19 protein-coding genes are annotated in these 17,228 nt (G+C 43.1%); 9 read left to right on the forward strand and 10 right to left on the reverse strand.

The genetic code is table 11. The features are described 5' to 3' along the window. The first annotated feature begins 97 nt into the window (after window positions 1-97). Together Q0R88_RS22150 and Q0R88_RS22155 are read left to right on the forward strand one after the other, a co-directional pair. On the forward strand, window positions 98-463 hold the full coding sequence (locus tag Q0R88_RS22150; RefSeq protein ID WP_295720560.1) for a hypothetical protein: 366 nt from the start codon (window positions 98-100) through the stop codon (window positions 461-463). Beyond that, complete coding sequence (locus tag Q0R88_RS22155; protein WP_295720562.1) at window positions 460-1,920, forward strand: cation:proton antiporter; 1,461 nt, start codon at window positions 460-462, stop codon at window positions 1,918-1,920. Before Q0R88_RS22150 ends, Q0R88_RS22155 begins: the two co-directional genes overlap by 4 nt. On the opposite strand, the gene Q0R88_RS22160 is transcribed toward Q0R88_RS22155, so the two are convergent. Together Q0R88_RS22160 and acpS are read right to left on the reverse strand one after the other, a co-directional pair. After that, the gene (locus Q0R88_RS22160; RefSeq protein WP_295720563.1) at window positions 1,901-3,202 is read right to left on the reverse strand and encodes an AMP-binding protein; all 1,302 of its coding nucleotides are present in this window, start codon (window positions 3,200-3,202) and stop codon (window positions 1,901-1,903) included. The genes Q0R88_RS22155 and Q0R88_RS22160 overlap by 20 nt on opposite strands. Next, complete coding sequence (gene acpS / locus Q0R88_RS22165) at window positions 3,199-3,573, reverse strand: holo-ACP synthase (RefSeq protein ID WP_295720565.1); 375 nt, start codon at window positions 3,571-3,573, stop codon at window positions 3,199-3,201. Before acpS ends, Q0R88_RS22160 begins: the two co-directional genes overlap by 4 nt. Window positions 3,574-4,075: 502 nt before the next feature. On the opposite strand from acpS, the gene Q0R88_RS22170 reads away from it, so the two are divergent. From Q0R88_RS22170 to Q0R88_RS22200, 7 genes are read left to right on the forward strand one after another with little or no spacing between them, the layout of a single operon-like run. Next, window positions 4,076-4,333: a phosphopantetheine-binding protein gene (locus tag Q0R88_RS22170; protein ID WP_295720566.1), complete on the forward strand. Its 258-nt coding sequence runs from the start codon at window positions 4,076-4,078 to the stop codon at window positions 4,331-4,333. Next, window positions 4,333-5,211 (forward strand): hypothetical protein, encoded by an 879-nt coding sequence (locus Q0R88_RS22175; protein ID WP_295720568.1) that lies wholly within the window; start codon window positions 4,333-4,335, stop codon window positions 5,209-5,211. The genes Q0R88_RS22170 and Q0R88_RS22175 overlap by 1 nt, the downstream gene beginning before the upstream one ends. Before the next feature lie 34 nt (window positions 5,212-5,245). Continuing rightward, window positions 5,246-6,373: a beta-ketoacyl synthase N-terminal-like domain-containing protein gene (locus Q0R88_RS22180; protein ID WP_295720570.1), complete on the forward strand. Its 1,128-nt coding sequence runs from the start codon at window positions 5,246-5,248 to the stop codon at window positions 6,371-6,373. A 35-nt stretch (window positions 6,374-6,408) separates the two neighbouring features. After that, window positions 6,409-7,059, forward strand: a complete 651-nt coding sequence (locus Q0R88_RS22185) for a hypothetical protein (RefSeq protein ID WP_295720572.1) — start codon at window positions 6,409-6,411, stop codon at window positions 7,057-7,059. Between the two features lies 1 nt (window position 7,060). Continuing rightward, the gene (locus Q0R88_RS22190; RefSeq protein ID WP_295720574.1) at window positions 7,061-8,266 is read left to right on the forward strand and encodes a beta-ketoacyl-[acyl-carrier-protein] synthase family protein; all 1,206 of its coding nucleotides are present in this window, start codon (window positions 7,061-7,063) and stop codon (window positions 8,264-8,266) included. Window position 8,267: 1 nt separating this feature from the next. Beyond that, the gene (locus tag Q0R88_RS22195; RefSeq protein WP_295720576.1) at window positions 8,268-9,311 is read left to right on the forward strand and encodes a beta-ketoacyl synthase chain length factor; all 1,044 of its coding nucleotides are present in this window, start codon (window positions 8,268-8,270) and stop codon (window positions 9,309-9,311) included. Then, window positions 9,305-10,078 carry a polysaccharide deacetylase family protein gene (locus Q0R88_RS22200; RefSeq protein ID WP_295720577.1) on the forward strand — a complete coding sequence of 258 codons (774 nt, stop codon included), beginning with the start codon at window positions 9,305-9,307 and terminating at the stop codon, window positions 10,076-10,078. The genes Q0R88_RS22195 and Q0R88_RS22200 overlap by 7 nt, the downstream gene beginning before the upstream one ends. Window positions 10,079-10,099: 21 nt before the next feature. Here Q0R88_RS22200 and Q0R88_RS22205 read toward each other — a convergent pair whose 3' ends face one another. The 8 genes from Q0R88_RS22205 to Q0R88_RS22240 are packed head-to-tail and all read right to left on the reverse strand — an operon-like array spanning window position 10,100 to window position 17,225. Further along, window positions 10,100-11,149, reverse strand: coding sequence for a hypothetical protein (locus tag Q0R88_RS22205; protein WP_295720579.1), 1,050 nt, complete (start codon window positions 11,147-11,149; stop codon window positions 10,100-10,102). Next, on the reverse strand, window positions 11,146-12,336 hold the full coding sequence (locus Q0R88_RS22210; RefSeq protein ID WP_295720581.1) for a beta-ketoacyl-[acyl-carrier-protein] synthase family protein: 1,191 nt from the start codon (window positions 12,334-12,336) through the stop codon (window positions 11,146-11,148). The genes Q0R88_RS22205 and Q0R88_RS22210 overlap by 4 nt, the downstream gene beginning before the upstream one ends. Window positions 12,337-12,347: 11 nt before the next feature. Beyond that, the gene (locus Q0R88_RS22215) at window positions 12,348-12,614 is read right to left on the reverse strand and encodes a phosphopantetheine-binding protein (RefSeq protein WP_295720582.1); all 267 of its coding nucleotides are present in this window, start codon (window positions 12,612-12,614) and stop codon (window positions 12,348-12,350) included. Window positions 12,615-12,617: 3 nt separating this feature from the next. Next, entirely contained in the window at window positions 12,618-13,901 is a 1,284-nt protein-coding gene (locus Q0R88_RS22220; protein ID WP_295720583.1) for an ABC transporter permease, read from the reverse strand. After that, a complete protein-coding gene (locus Q0R88_RS22225; RefSeq protein ID WP_295720584.1) occupies window positions 13,901-14,647 on the reverse strand; it encodes an ABC transporter ATP-binding protein in 747 nt (248 codons plus the stop codon). The genes Q0R88_RS22220 and Q0R88_RS22225 overlap by 1 nt, the downstream gene beginning before the upstream one ends. Further along, window positions 14,644-15,660, reverse strand: coding sequence for a BtrH N-terminal domain-containing protein (locus tag Q0R88_RS22230; RefSeq protein WP_295720586.1), 1,017 nt, complete (start codon window positions 15,658-15,660; stop codon window positions 14,644-14,646). Before Q0R88_RS22230 ends, Q0R88_RS22225 begins: the two co-directional genes overlap by 4 nt. Then, on the reverse strand, window positions 15,650-16,057 hold the full coding sequence (locus Q0R88_RS22235; RefSeq protein ID WP_295720588.1) for a hypothetical protein: 408 nt from the start codon (window positions 16,055-16,057) through the stop codon (window positions 15,650-15,652). Before Q0R88_RS22235 ends, Q0R88_RS22230 begins: the two co-directional genes overlap by 11 nt. Window positions 16,058-16,076: 19 nt before the next feature. Continuing rightward, window positions 16,077-17,225: a beta-ketoacyl-ACP synthase III gene (locus Q0R88_RS22240; protein WP_295720590.1), complete on the reverse strand. Its 1,149-nt coding sequence runs from the start codon at window positions 17,223-17,225 to the stop codon at window positions 16,077-16,079. Between the last annotated feature and the right edge of the window lie 3 nt (window positions 17,226-17,228).

The following is a 17,228-nucleotide window of genomic DNA, read 5'->3' on the forward strand; positions in this document are numbered from 1 at the left end:
AGTAAAAAAATATTGACGACATAAGAAGCTCGAAGTCGAGATCTGAAGGTTCAAAGCTTTCAGGTTTCAGCTTTCGGCTTTCAGCAAAAAAATTCGTATGCTCCAGGAATCCTTTTTTCAGTTTACTACACCGCAAACCGAGGGGAATACCTCAAAAACTACCATTACCCTGAATGCGGCTCACCAGATATTTGAAGGGCATTTTCCCGGGCAACCGGTTGTGCCGGGCGTTTGTATGATGCAAATGGTTAAGGAGGTTCTGGAACACCTTATCGGTACAAAAACCAAGCTGGTAAAAGCAGGGGATATGAAGTTTTTGGCGATATTAAACCCACAGGTAAACAGCACTGCCGATTTGCAGATAACCTACACTGCCGCAGACGGTGATACGTTAAAGGTAGATGCCATGATTCAACATGAGGCCTCCACTTTTTTTAAATTTAAAGGCGTATTTAAAAGATGAAGAAATTCAGAAACATATTTTTTTATATCATCCTCATCGGCGGATTTTCCTTTTTAATTTACCTGGCATTAACCGCCGGTAACGAGCTTGAACAAGGGCGGCACATAGTTAAACTGGCGGCAAGCAACAAAAGCTCCATGCATCAGTTTACCGATGGATTGGTAAAAAACCAAACCGGGCCGCTGGCTACCTTGCTGGCACAAATAGCGGTTATTATTGTAGCCGGCAATATAGCAGGATGGGTTTGTAAAAAACTTGGTCAACCGCGTGTTATCGGCGAAATTTTTGCGGGCATAGCCTTAGGCCCTTCGCTTGTCGGCCGGTTTTTCCCGGCATTTTCGCATGCCATTTTCCCTGCTCAATCATTAGGGCCACTGCAGTTTTTAAGCCAGATTGGTTTGATCATATTCATGTTTGTAATAGGGATGGAGCTTGATCTGCGCGCCATCAAAAACAAAAGTAAAGATGCCATCGTCATCAGCCATGCCAGTATCATCGTTCCGTTTACCTTAGGTATCGGGCTGGCTTATTTCATTTACCAATCCTTAGCACCTGCGGGTATACCGTTCTTTTCGTTTGGCTTGTTCATGGGTATTTCTATGAGTATCACCGCCTTCCCTGTTTTGGCCCGCATTTGCCAGGAACGGGGTATTAACAAAACACGCCTTGGCGCTTTGGTAATTACTTGCGCGGCTGCCGATGACATTACGGCCTGGTGCCTGCTTACAGTTGTTATAGCGGTAGTGAAGGCAGGTTCTGTAATGAGTTTTGTTTATACCGCAATAATGGCTATAGTATATGTAGTAATTATGCTAAAGGGTGTAAAACCACTTTTAAAGCTCATTTACAGCCGCAACATCAGGCCGGGCTACGTGGGCATGCCGGTAGCTATGTTTTTTTTGACGTTGATCATTTCATCTTACGCCACCGAATCTATTGGCATCCATGCCCTGTTTGGTGCTTTTATGGCCGGCATTGTGATGCCCGATAATATTACCTTCAGAGGGGTGTTTGTGGAACGGATAAAGGATGTAGCCCTGTTTTTATTACTGCCCCTATTTTTTGTATTTACCGGGCTGCACACACAAATAGGCTTACTAACCGATGCTTACTTGTGGGGCATTTGTGCAATAACTATATTGGTAGCCGTTACAGGTAAGTTTGTTGGCAGTGCGTCAGCGGCCAAATTTGTTGGGCAAAGCTGGAAGGATAGCCTATCAATAGGCGCGTTAATGAACACCCGCGGCCTGGTTGAACTAATTGTATTAAACATTGGTTACGACCTTGGCGTACTGAATAAAGAGGTGTTTGCCATACTGGTTATTATGGCACTGGTAACCACATTTATGACGGTGCCTATATTAAACCTGCTGGATAAGATCTTCGGCAAATCACCATCAGAAGAAGAACTCCCGGATGAATTGCCCGAAGATATTTTTATTTCCGGCGATCAATAAATTTAAACGGTTTTCTGCCCGATTCCTTATACTGCATCTTCTGAATCTCGTCATACTGTACATAGGTAACATACGGACTAACCCTCAACCTGGCCTGTAAGTTGGCCCTGATCTTACGGTCGCACTCATCGGTATAATTGATGGGCAGGATATGCAGCAACACCTCATCCATGCCAATCTCGTTGGAGTAAACCTCGGCTACAAAATCCAAAATCTCTTCCATCCCGTTCAGCAGGTCAAAAAGCGAAGGGGGATAAAGTGTAGTTCCCTTAAACTTAATCATCTGCTTTTTACGGCCAATTATAGATGATAGGCGCAGGGTTGTTCTTCCACATTCGCAGGGCTCGTCATAATATTGGCAAATATCGCCGGTTTTGTAGCGCAGCAGGGGCATACCTTCTACACCAAGGGTGGTGATGGTTACCTCTCCCGGTTCGCCGGGGGCTACTTGCTGGTTATGCTCATCAAGCAGTTCAACAATCAGCAATTCGGGCTGGTGGTGGCCTCCTTTTCCATGTCCGCACTCTGTAAAAGCTGTTTGCATTTCGGTTGAGGCATATGTAGAGTAGAGTTTGATATCCCAGGCATCCGTAATTTTTTTACCAAGGATGTTGAGCGAAAAATCTGTATTGCGAATATTCTCGCCAATACAAATTGCTTTTTTTACCGTGCTTGAATTAATATCAATATGATGCTCGGTAGCATACTGAATCAGTTTGTGGATGAATGATGGTACAGCAACAATCGCGGTCGGCTTTAACCTTAAAATGGTATCCCACTGCAATGAAGGCACGCCCGGACCAAGGCGAATAATACCCGCGCCAATCATCCGGATGCCCGAATAATAAGCCAGGCCGGCCATAAACTGCCTGTCGAGCGTAAGCATCAGCTGGTACACATCATCGGGGCTGCCATCGGCACAAATAAATGAGCTGTATTCGTTATAGGTAAGTCGCTGCAGGTCATTCTCGGTAAGCGCGATAGTAACCGGGCTGCCCAATGTGCCCGATGTGGAACTGTATTCAATAATCTTATCGCGGCCTACGCACATAAAATCATCATTCCGCGTCTGCAGGTCTTCTTTAACGGTAGTCGGGATGCGTTTCAGATCATCCAGCGTTTTAATATCGGCAATATCGATATTGTTAGCCGCAAACAATTCTTTATAAAACGGCGAATTTTGGTTAAGATAGGCCAGTAATTGCTGCAGTTTTTGTTCCTGCATAGCTACTATCTCTTCTCTTGACTGGTATATTGGTGTATGTGTTAATGGAGTAGTCACTTTTCTATAATTACGATGGCGGATGCTATTGTTTTAAGATGGGTTATTGATACTGAAATTTTCAATGGTCCTTGTTCTTTTAGCAATTCGGCAGTTTGCCCAATAAGTGTAAGTTCGGGTTTTCCGTCGGCATTATTGCTAATCTCAACCTCATTAAATGCGGTTCCCTTTAGCCAACCTGTGCCAAGCGCTTTAAAGAATGCCTCTTTTGCGGCAAAGCGGGCAGCGTAATGCTGGTACTTATCGGCCATAGCCTCACAGTAACTGATCTCCACCGGCGAAAATACCAACTCCCGGAAACCCATATCCTTCCCAATTTTGCTGGCCACACGGTCAACTTCTATCATATCTATCCCAACACCGGTAACCACCTATCAGTTTTTTTTAAGTTTAAGTTTTTTTAAGATCCCTTGTGACCTTTTTTCACGCTTAAGCGTCTTTTACAAAAATAATATTTGATTTATCTTTTGGAGTATGTAATTGCAGCTATGATTAACTGTTTAAACATTTTATTTGGCTATACACAAAAGATGAACAAATGTTTTTATTATTTTGTATTTTTGCGGCGTTATTGAATTATTTTTTTAATTACGTGTTATAGTATTTTCCTAAATGTAGAGGCTGGGCGCAGGAGGAGTAAGGATTAGGGATTTAAAAAAAGTTCATGAGGTTGTCTTGCTACCCGTAAGCCAACAAAATACCTAAATCGTTCTTTACACTGTTAACAAAATCAACAAATTTCAGAATACTTTTAATTGGTATATAAACAGCCCAATTAAATAACATATTTTAAACTTTTACAACCTATTACACTAACGTTTGGATGTACCCTGATTCAACCCAAATGTTGGCCTAATTAATTTAAACAAGATCATGCAAATTGAAGAGATCATTGCGAAAATAAATTCTTTCCTGTCTGAAGAATTCGAGGTAGATCAAGATACAATTACACCCGATGCAGTTTTAAAAGATACCCTTGGGCTGGATAGCCTTGACTATATTGACCTTGTAGTGGTAATAGAAACCAACTTTTCATTTAAAGTACAGCCCGAAGATTTCGCCGGCATTATTACTTTCCAGGATTTTTACAATTACGTGGTAGCTAAAGTACAGCCGAAGGAGCTTGTATAATGTCGTCCTGGAAAGGAAAATCTAAAGGGAAACCCTGGGGGTATTCTATTTTTCTGGCTATCTTAAAATGGGCAGGAGTTACTCCTGCTTACTTTCTTTTAAGGTTTGTTTCCTTTTATTATGTCGTTTTCTCCTATCAGTCGTCAAAAAGTATCTATTACTATTTCCATCAGCGACTGGGCTACAGCCGCCTGAAATCGTTGCTTAAAGTTTACCAAAACTATTACATTTTTGGCCAAAGCATTATCGATAAGGTAGTTGTAATGGCCGGCATCCCCAATAAATTCACCTTCGAATTTGATGGCAAGCATAACCTGCACCAGATAGCAGCCATGAATAAAGGCGGCCTGCTGTTAAGCGCGCATATAGGCAGCTGGGAAATTGCCGGCAACCTGCTTAACACCATCAACACACGCATTAACATTGTAATGTATGATGGGGAAGACCAGCAGATAAAAGCCTTTATGGAAAAAGTAACGGGCAAATACAGCGTTAACATCATCGTGATTAAAGACGATATTTCGCATATATTTAAAATAAACGAAGCTTTTCAGAATAACGAACTGGTATGTATGCATGCCGACAGGTACCTGGAAGGCAATAAAACCATTACCAAAAACTTTTTGGGCGAGGATGCCAAATTTCCGTTAGGGCCATTTGTTTTGGCGGCCAAATTTAAAGTGCCTGTGGCCTATGTATTTGCCATGAAAGAAACTAAGTTTCATTACCATTTTTACGCCAGTACAATAAAGGAATATTTACATTTGGGCAAAGATGCCGGGATGGAACAAATGACCAATGATTTTGTGGGCGAGATGGAGAAGTACGTAAAAAAGTACCCCGAGCAATGGTATAATTATTATAACTTTTGGCAATAAAAACAACTTGATGAGAGGAACTGTTCAATAAGCGATGAAATCTGTTTTTATTGTTGCCGATAATATCCTGTCGCCGGTTGGCGGCACCTCTGCCGAAAACTTCGATAGGCTTACCCAAAACATTTCGGGTGTTAAGCAACACGCAGGTGGTACGCGCTCCGATGTGCCTTTCTATGCCTCGTTATTTAATGACGACCAACAATTTGTAGCAGACCAAAATAATCACACAAAATTTGAGCAACTGCTTATCGCCTCCATTAGCGACGCGTTAAAAGATAGTGAGATTGACTGCGCAGATAAAAAAACGATCCTCATCATATCTACCACAAAAGGCAATATCAGCATGCTGGAAACGGCGGCCGATGATCCCGAACTAAACAATCGGATTGCGCTTAGCACTTCGGCAACGTTGGTTGCCGGGCATTTTGGTTTTGTAAATCAGCCTTTAATTGTTTCGCATGCCTGTATCTCGGGCCTGGTAGCACTTATTACCGGGATGCGCCTATTGCAAACCGGCCAGTATGAAAACGCGGTTGTTGTTGGGGCCGATGTGATCACCAAATTTGTGTTGTCGGGCTTTCAATCATTCCAGGCCATCAGTGCGGCGCCATGCAAGCCATTTGATGCCACCCGCGACGGCATTAATTTAGGCGAAGGCGCGGGTACGGTGATCCTTTCATCAAACCCTAAATATGCCAATGGCATAAAACTGGCAGGTGGCTCCATCAGCAACGATGCCAATCACATTTCGGGCCCATCAAAAACCGGCGAAGAGCTTTTTTATGCCATAAAGGGTGCATTAAAAAGCGCGGGCATTGAGCCGGAAGCGATAGACTTTATCTCAGCCCATGGCACCGCCACCATTTATAACGACGAAATGGAGGCAAAGGCTATCAACCTGGCAGGCATGGAAACTATCCCGGTTAATAGTCTTAAAGGATATTTTGGCCACACCTTAGGTGCATCGGGCATCATTGAAACCATTATAGCCGCCCACTCCTTGCAACAAAACGTGATTATCCCCACAAAGGGCTTTAATAAATTGGGACTAAGCCAATCCATAAATGTGAGCCATGAACTACAATATCTACCTTTAACCAATTGCCTTAAAACAGCATCGGGTTTTGGGGGATGTAACGCGGCAATTGTACTTACTAAATAGAGCCGAAAGCAATTAAATATAAATAGCAACAAATATTGACAGCAACTAACCATATCACTTCCCATTGCGTAATCAGCAATAATGTTGTTTACAGCAATGGCCTGCCTGTATTTGAAAATAAAGACGCCGACGCCGGGGCTTTCCTGCTTTCTGTTTACCAGTTCCTGGAGGTAAAATATCCTAAGTTTTACAAAATGGATAACCTGTCAAAAATGGGTTTACTGGCCGCAGAAGTTTTACTGAAAAACAACCCCATTAGCGAACTATATGAGGAGAACGAAATCGGCATTGTATTAACCAATGCCAACTCCAGCCTGGATGCCGATATTAAATACTATGAAGGGGCAAAAACGGTTGCCAGTCCGGCGTTGTTTGTTTACACCTTACCCAACATTGTTATTGGCGAAATCAGCATTAAAAACAAGTTTAAGGGCGAGAACGCGTTTTTTGTTTTTGAAACTTTTGATGCCGCTTTTGTAGCGCAATACGTGGCATATTTATTAAATAACAATATATTGCAGGCCTGCATTTGTGGCTGGGTTGATCTGCTGAAAGAAGATTACAAAGCGGTTTTGTACCTGGTAGAAAAACGCGAAAGCGATGTATCAGTACCGTTCACTGTAGAAAATATAAACAAAGTTTACCTGTCGGATACAGAAAAACCCGGCAATGATATTGGAGCATAAGATGAGTCAAACTGTTTTTGTTGCGGGAGTAGGCGTAATTTCGGGCATTGGCAATAACACCGCCAAATGCCTTAGCGCGCTCGAAAACAGCCGGGCGGGTATTGATAAAATCAGGTATTTAGATACGGTTCATAAGGATACATTCCCTGTTGCCGAGGTTAAATTAAGCAATGATGAGCTGGCCGCACTTTCGGACTTTGCCCCGGGTATCAGCCGCACGGCCATGCTGAGTTTGATAGCCGCACGGGAAGCATTGCATAGCGCCAAAATAGAAAATTTCTCCTCCTGGCGTACAGGTTTCATATCGGCTAACACCGTTGGCGGGATGGATAAAACGGAAGATTTTTTCACTCAATTTATGGCTAACCCTAAAGCCGGTCGCCTAAGGAATGTTGTAAACCACGAATGCGGTAAGATTACCGAACTGGTAGCAGATCAACTCGGAATAAAAAACTACGTAAGCACTATCAGCACGGCTTGCTCGTCATCGGCAAATGCCATTATGTACGGCGCAAGGTTAATCAAAAACAATATACTTGATGTAGTTATCGCCGGCGGTACGGATGCGCTAACCCGGTTTACCCTAAACGGGTTCAACACCCTTATGATTCTGGATAGCGAATACTGCCAGCCCTTTGATGCCAATCGCCGGGGTTTAAACCTGGGTGAGGGTGCCGGTTATGTTACTTTGGTATCTGAGCGCGTGGCCGCATCGCTTAAAACATCGCCATACTGTGCGCTTAGCGGCTATTGCAACGCCAACGATGCCTATCACCAAACAGCTTCATCGCCCGATGGAACAGGCTCTTATATGGCCATGCAGGGCGCTTTAAAAATGAGCAGTTTAAACCCCGGAGATATCGGTTACATTAACCTGCATGGTACCGGCACACAAAACAATGATAATTCCGAAGGGACAGCTATAAAAAGATTATTTGAGCCGCATTACCCTAAAATGAGTTCAACCAAATCATTCACCGGGCATACGCTGGGGGCAAGCGCGGGCATCGAAGCTGTATTTTCGGCATTATCTGTTCAGCAGGGACTGATCTATCCAAACCTGAGATTTAAAACCCGGATAGAGGATCTGCCCTTTGCGCCCGAGACAAGCTTTACCAGGCAACCCGAATTGAAACATGTACTCTCCAACTCCTTTGGCTTTGGCGGTAATTGTTCATCACTCATATTTTCAAAACTGCAGGATTGATATGTATATACGTGCAACAGGAAACATATCGCCACAAAAAACATTTGGTAACGCACCGTTCCCGGGAGAAGTTGTTGCCTATGAGGGCAACCGCTTAACCTGCATTACGCCGGATTATAAAGAGCTTATTGATCCTAAGCTCATCCGCCGCATGAGCCGGGTGATCAAGATGGGTGTAGCATCGGCCATGGCCTGTTTAAAAGAGGCCGGGGTAACTCCGCCCGATGCCATTATCACCGGTACAGCCTATGGTTGCCTGGAAGATACCGGCATATTCCTGAGCAAAATGATTGAGCGGGGCGAAGAATTGCTTACGCCAACATCTTTCATACAATCAACCCATAACACAATTGGGGCGCAGGTGGCGCTGTTGCTCCATTGCCATGAATACAATAACACGTTTGTAAACGGCGGTTCATCTTTTGAGTGTTCATTACTGGATGCACAAATGCTGCTACAGGAGGGCGAAGCTAAAAATGTATTGGTAGGAGGGATAGATGAAATTACCGATATCAGCCACGGGATACTAAGCCGGTTTGGTTTGTACAAACAAGGATCAGTATCAAACCTCGATTTATATAATACTCCCTCAAAAGGTACCATCGCAGGTGAAGGTTCTGCGTTTTTCCTGTTGACTAATGAGGCTTCAGAAAATGCCCTGGCGAAGCTGGATGCCATAACAACCTTCTATAAACCGGGAAGCTTTGGAGAAGTTGAACAACAGATCTCTTCTTTTTTATCGGCACAAAATATCAGTGTTGACGATATTGATCTGATCATAACCGGTAAAAATGGCGATGCTAAAAATGACGAAGTTTACCAGTATTTAGGCAAAACCCTGTTTAATAAAAATACCGCTATTAACTACAAGCATCTGTGTGGTGAGTATCCAACATCATCTGCTTTTGCATTGTGGTATGCTGCCCATATTATCAAAACAAACATGATTCCGGGTAAGGCACAAGTCGCCCCGCTTAAAAAAGTGCTCATTTATAACCACTACCAAAACACCTATCATTCCCTAATGTTGCTATCGGCGTGCTGACATTCAAAAACACCAATATTGCATTGATTGTATTGCTGGCGCTAACCATTGCGGCCGATAAAATGCATGGTGTAAGCTGGCTGGTTTATGTAGCAGTTATATTGGTTTATTCGCTCATTGTTGCATACGGCTGCTACTTTGTTAATTCCAACTTTTTTATGCCGATATATTGCTCGGCAAAAATTACAGAGAAAGTGATCTCCATTACCTTTGATGATGGTCCGGTAGCGGATGGAACGCCTGAACTTTTACAGATACTAAAGAACGCTAACGTTGAAGCCGCTTTTTTTTGCATCGGCAACCGGATAGCGGGGAATGAAGAGATCATTAAACAACTGGATACCGAAGGGCATATCATAGGCAACCACAGCTTTACACATGCTGCTTTATTTGATATGTACCCGGCAAAAAAGATGCTTGCAGAAATGCGGCAGACGGATAGTGCGCTATACCCTGTAACTGGCAAAAAGCCGAGACTCTTTCGCCCGCCCTATGGCGTGATGAACCCCAATTTAAAAAACGCCATAGTTGAGGGCAATTATTTACCTATAGGCTGGAATGTACGTTCATATGATACCATGAGTAAGGATGCTGATCAATTGTTTAACAAAGTAAGTGCTAAAATTAAACCCGGCGCGATATTCCTTTTTCATGATACCTGCAAAAACACCGTCGCCATACTGCCCCGGTTTATTGAATTTGCCAAATCCAAAGGCTATAAAATTATAAGGGTGGATAAAATGCTGGGACTGCCGGCCTATGCCTGATTAACAAAATACCTCAATAGCTTAGGGTATACTTACCAGCATGCAGCTATGCTGAGCAGTTTTATGCGTATTATAGATCAATATGTTTTTAAGGGCGGAAACTTTAGCAGCCTTTTTAAGCATGTGTTCAGGAACAGTTGCCTGCCCGCTTACAAAATTACAGGCCAGCCAAAGCGCAAATGACGATGCAGTAGGATATTCGCCGCACAGGTGTTTAAAACGGGCAACGGGCGTTCCACTATCCAGCAATTGTTCACAGAATGTATAATAATGCAAGGCACGCTTATCGCCGTTTTCTCCGCTTAAAAGCAGATCAATTTTTTCGCCCTGCGGCAAATTTTGCAACAGGAAATTTCTGATGTGCTCTTTTACAACATCAACATCTGTATTGTGAATGGTAGTAATGGCCTTCAATTGCGCTAAGGCGTTTGTTTTATTGTTACTCACATAAAACATCGCGGCACCTTCGCCAGATAAACTTCCATTTGTATTTGATTTATAGAGATCATTATTGGCGCAATCTTCTTTTTTAAACCAGTCGGCAAGGGTATCCAACGTGTGATTATTGGCACATATCTCATCAACCCCACCTAACAAATAGGTGCTTTGAGGGCTTTCATTCAGTAACATCGCGGTATCTATCACGGCGTTTTCAAAGGCCAGCCCCCGATGTACATGCGTAATATTATAGTTTTTATTATTGCTGATCAGCGCAATTTGCGATGATATGGTATTTGGCGTACCCTGTACAAAATTGCCCGGCGTAAGCATATCCTCATCATACTCGATGATCTGGTTCAAAAACTTACCGTTCTCTTCCATCCCGCTTACCTGGGTACCAATAATAATTCCATCGGGTTGGGTACTATCAGCAAGTAAGGGAAGTGCCGCTCCGCACCCCATCCTCGTGCTCTTGCTCATACGGCGTATGGCATTAGCCGTAAAAGCAGGGTAGGGAGGTTCTAAAACTTTTAATTTATTATCAACGGATGCATGCAACTGTTCAATATCGATATCCCCAAAGGTTTGTTGGGGCGATATGCAATTGGTTTTGTTTATATAGAACATCATGCTTTTGAAAAAATTAATGATGTACAGTTACCACCAAAACCAAACGAGTTGGACATGACGTGATTTATCTTCGCCGGCTTATAAGCCACAACCGGCTGCACTCCAATACCAGTTATGGGCTGCTTAAAATTCAGATTAGGATATAACTCCTGCCTGTCAATATTCAAGATACTATACACGGCCTCAATAGCGCTGGCCGCCCCAAGCGTGTGCCCGGTAAAACCTTTTGTAGATGCAAAATTGGGCAGGGCGCCAAATAGGTTTAACATAGCACGGCTTTCTACCTCGTCATTATTTTCGGTACCGGTGCCATGGGCGTTTATGAAATCAATATCAGCAGGGGTTAAGTTAGCATTGCTTAAAGCACTCTTCATCGCCAAATATGGACCATCGCCCCCTGGCGATAATGATGAAGGATGATAAGCATCATTGGCATTACCATAACCGCTCACTGCCGCGTATACTTTTTTATCGCCGGCATCGGCTTCTTTTTCCAATACCAAAAACGCCGCGCCTTCGCCTAAATTAAGCCCCTTTCGGTTTTCATCAAATGGTGTACAGGCTTCATCGGATAGGATGCGAAGTGCGTTAAAGCCATTAACAGTAAATTTTGCGAGGCTATCTGTCCCGCCAACAATTACGCGCCGGGCCAATCCATTCTTTATCAACCGGCAACCGTACATAATAGCGTTTGCCGATGAAGAACAGGCCGTATTCATGGTGTTAACCACCCCAGTCATTTTATAGTGAGACTGTATAAACAAGTTTACCGACGCGTAATCATATGATCCCACATATTCAATATTTTCATGATCACCATGCGTATTAGCATAAAGTTCATCGGTAAGGCACATGCCGCCAACTGTGGTTGCGCCTACCAACGCGGTATCATCGGCAGTTAGTTGCGCATCGGTCAACCCTGCATTAGCAATGGCTTCATTAAAAGCATGAAGTGCCATCAGGGTAGTGCGGGTAACACCGGGCTCCGTAACATGAAGCCTGGCTCTCAAATCCGCGGTACTCATCAAAACCTCGGCAAATGGCAGGATACCCGCATACCGAGAAGGAAAATTACCTCCACCTTTTATTATACCGGTTTTACCATTTACCAGTGCAATATGATTCTCATCTACGGAGTTACCAATAGCACTGATCACTCCCATACCGGTTACCAGGATCCTGTCCAATGTTTTAAGCTTTATTTTTCTCTGTGTTGTTCAATATATGCAGCCATCGTGTTAACATCAATCAATACTTTACGACCCTCTTTAGGATCTTGTATATTGATGCCGTACTCCCGTTTCAAAAGCACAATCAGTTCCAGCGAATCGATGGAATCAAGGCCCAGGCCATCACCAAATAACGGCTCATCGTTTTTAATGTCTGCCGGCGTAAGGTCGGTTAAGTTAAGGAATTGGATGATCTGAACCTTTAACTTTTCCTTTAATTCTGCTATTTCCATCATTATCTATATTAAATTTTTTCTTTTTAAACCAAGGTACGTTACCGCCTGGAACGCTATGGTAATAGCCACCAGCGGTATTATACTAATCATTACATCCTTTAAGCCCGCACCCTCTAAAAATAAGCCATAATATGCTTGTATACACCAATGTAATGGCGATAACTGACTAATTGTTTTTAAAGCGCCCGGCATTACAAAAGATGGCACCATTAAACCGCCAATGGCAGCTAATATTACAATAGATACCGCCCCAAAACCGTTGGCCTGTTCCTGGGTATTTGCAAAAACGCCAATGCAAATGGCATAGCTTACCGCACAATACCCACAGGCCAAAGTAACAATAAACAGGCCGAAAATATCTGCCGGTAAATTCAGGGCCGGTAAATTAATATACGGAAAAAACCACAACCCCAGTGAAAATATCACCAAAGCCTGGAACATGGTAACACCCAAATAAGTTATTTGCTTTGATAGCAAACCCACCGCGTAATTAGTTGGCAATGTTTTTAGCCTGATAAAACTGCCGCTTACCTTTTCCCTTACCACGCTACCGCTTAACGACATGATGATGAAGAACATGGCAAATATTGTCCATGCCGGTACATTATGCTGTGTTGCGTTTGGCGCTTTTAAGCTGCCGTTTTTTGAAACAGGAACCTGGTTAATCTCGGCCTTACCATTCAGCATTTCGTTTTCCAGTTGCTGCGGCATCTCCTTTTCGTTAATGGCAAAGTAAAGTGTGCGCAAGGTTTCACGGCTCTCTACAATTTGCAGGGCACTTGCCAGGGCACCATTTACCGAAAACCGTATTGATTCTGGTATCGATGGGTTGTAATATAATATAAGCGGCGTGGCGCCTGTTAACTTTACTTCTTTGGCAGAATCGGCCTGCAAGCCAAAACTTTTCAATGCTTTGTTTGATGAGCTGTTGGCTTTGGCTTCTATTTTAGCCGAAAAATCCGAAGGAATGGTCACGGCCAGCATGGCATCGTTAGCGTGCATTCCATCGGCAATTTGCTGCGCGTTTAGCTTTTTATCAACCTGCGCCACTTTAAACATCCCTATCTTATTGATGGTAGCTATCAACTGTGTACTTAACTTTCCGGCATCTTTATTACAAACCACTACTGTAAGCTTGTTTTTATTCATGAGCTGAAAAGTGCTGTTCTGTATGGTGGTTACTACAATAACCAAAATCACAGGCATAATAAACATAAGTGAAATGCCCACCTTATCGCGCAGCAAAACCCTTACATCTTTTACTATGGAAGCCCAGAGTTTAAACATTAGTTTCTGAAATCCTTTCCGGTTAAATTTAAAAATAGATCTTCTAAATTCTGATGGTCATATTCTTCCAACAGCTTATCTAAATTACCTTCGCGTACAATTCTGCCGTTATCAATTAAGGCTATCCGCTCGCACAAACCCTCTGCCTCACTTAACTGGTGCGATGTGTATATTAACGTGGTGCCATTGTCATTTAACTCTTTTAAATAATTGATGATAGCGTGCCGGGTTTGCACATCAACCCCTACGGTTGGTTCATCTAAAAAAAGTATCTTGGGGTTATGGATCACGCCGATAGCCAGGTTAATCCGTCTTTTCATACCGCCACTAAAATTCTGAACAGGTTTATCGCTTACGTGTGATAAGCCCAGAATTTCCAACAACTCTTTAGTGCGTTGCGCTATCTGTTTGCTGTTTAAGCCATACCAGGCGCCAAAAAACTCCAGGTTCTCTACCGGGCTTAACTCCTGGTAAAAAGAAAAATCTTGTGGTACAAAACCAAACAGCTTATTTACCGCCTTGCTTTTTGTACCGATGCTGTGCCCCAGCAGTTCTATCTTTCCTGTATCAGCAACCAGCAAGCCGGTCATCAAATTCATTAACGTGGTTTTGCCGGCTCCGTTGGGACCAAATAAGCCAAAACGTTCGCCTTCGGCTATTTTTAAATTAAGGCCGTCATAAGTAATTCCGGAATTACCAGGATAATGAAACCCCAGGTTTTCGATATTTACAGCTAAGGAGCTCATGACTGCCATTTTATATTTTTGAGAACCGTAAAGGCCTTCTTTTCTATTTCGGCTATCTCAAACAAGTAATCGCCCATTACATTAAAATCAGCCTGACTGCCAATACGCCCCTTGTATATGCCTGCTGCCTGCACCGCGGCTGTACGCCACAGATCACCGGCCTGGGTAAACATTTCTGATGCCCGAAGCAAGGTATCATTTGGTAAATAATCATTTGCCTGTTGTAAAAACGCGGCATATATATACCTGAAACCACCGCCACCGGTGCCAATTTCCTCCTGCATCCGTACCAATTGGGCCAGGTAAAGACCGGCATCATGCAATCCTAATTTATCGCGCCAGCCTTTAATTTTATTACCGGTATATTTTATACCATTTACACCAGCAAACCAACCGGGAATGGATAACATATTAAACACATTTTTTTTGATGCCGCTTTTGATGGCGCTCCTTATTTGCTCATCAGTAATTTCATTTTGATTGCCCGGATAATACAATTGGCCCCTGGGTGCTAATGCTCCTTTGGCAAAACGCACACGCTCCAACTCATAGCTGGTTAGGGTTGTGGCATGTTCCATAATTGGATCGCTGATGAGGTAGTTATCATCTTCCTTACCAAAAACAATCAGGTTATGGGCGTTAAAATGAAACCGGTATTCCTTTGGAAAGTACGACAGGTAGTAAACCCCCACCTGGCAACCCACCGGGTTGCCAGCGTTAAGGCTCTCCAATAAAAAAGATTTCGCACGCTCTTTTGAGCTGAACTTTTTCTGCACCACCGGTACACCCAATGATTTACATGTGCGGTTAAATATAAAACCAGGCATCGACCTAAAGGCGATGGCCGGCCCGTTGTTCACCTTTATCAGGGGCACGTATACAAAAAACAAACCTGCACCAATGCCAAAAGCCAGTGGCTCGGTTATTTTACCGTTTGATATTTTCTTTAATAAATTACTGGTAACCCCCGATTCGCAATGTGCCGCCTGTCCGTGTTCAAAATCAATCTTCATGCACATCCATACTTTTTAGCTCGTCGACCTTTACATTAAAGGCCGCGGCATATTTTTTCAATTTTGTTTCTGATAGTTTATTAAATACTTCGGGTTTTAAATGGCGCTTTATCTGCCATTTCCAAAACCCGGTATAATCGGCTAAAATACTAAAGTCCATCAGTCTTAACTCCATAAAAAACAGGAGCGGACTGGCCTCATTATTTAAAACCTGTTGCTTTGCTTTAGCAATGCGCCCATCAATCTCCTCCCAGGCTACATCAAGCGCTTTTATTTTAACATCCCAGCCGTTGCTCAGCTGGGTAACATACTTTCCTGTACTATCGGTTGCGTAGCATACTTCCCTGGTTATTTTTCCAAGCGAACTCAGGTCCTGGGGTACGTTTTCTTTTTTCATGGTATATACACCTTTCCGCTTAACATACGGTAAGCATCGCATACATATACGAGAATCTTGAACTCTCGGGTACCAAAAGCAGGATCTTTTCACCCACCTTTAGCTTACCGCTATGAAACAACTCGTTAATCATGAGGTAAACCGATGCTGCCCCAACGTTACCTACGGTAAACAGGTTCATGAACCATTTTTCATAAGGGATGCCACCGCCGTATACCTCAACCATTTCATAAATTTTCGGCCTGAAAAAATCGCTGGAGATATGTGGCAAAAAGTAATCAATATCCTGGGTTGTTAACCCTCTTCTTTCAAAGATCTCTTTAATTTTCTGCCCTCCAAGCGGAACGATATTGTCGCTCAGTAAGCTAATATCCTGCTTCACGCTAAAGATAGATTTGTTCTTGATCTCTTCGGGTGTAAAATCCATAAAACCCTTAAGGCTGCCATCGTCCTGCTTTTCGGCGCCCATGTACATGCAGGCATCCATTTGGTTGGCGTATGATACACCTTCAATCCATTCTACCCGCAGGCTCAGGCCTGTTTCATTAGGTTTATCGGTCATTAAAAATGCCGAAGCACCATCAGATAGCATCCACCTTAAAAAATCTTTTTGAAACGCTATGTATGGATTCTCCGTAAGCTCCTTCAATTTTTGAGCTTCTTCCTCAAATACATCAGAAACCAATAAGCCCGAAAATTTTTCAGATCCGGTTGCTACCGCCTGCTTAACCTCGCCCGATTTGATGGCCAGGTAGGCATATTTTAAAGCGTGCATTCCTGCGCAGCAAACACCAGATGGCGACACTACTTCAATAGCACCAGCCTCTGGCAACCAGCCATGTGTCATTACACCGTGGCTCGGCATCATTTGGTCTGGCGATGAGGTGCCGCATGATAGTAATTCCGTTTCTTCTATTTTGGCTTCGGTATTTTTAAATAGTTCCCTTACCGCCAGGGCTGTCATTTCCGCATTGGTATGGGTAGATTTTTTATTTTTATCTAAAGCGTAATACCTGGTTTTAATGCCATTGTTACGCAGTACAATTTTTTTTGATTTTGATGGTTTGTTGTCAATATAACCCAAATACAGTTCCATATCATCACTCGCGACAGGCTCGTTAGGAAGAAAAGCAGATGTAGTATTTATATAAACCTGATTAAAAGACATGTA

The sequence above is a fragment of the Mucilaginibacter sp. genome, assembly GCF_025362475.1.
GTDB lineage: Bacteria > Bacteroidota > Bacteroidia > Sphingobacteriales > Sphingobacteriaceae > Mucilaginibacter.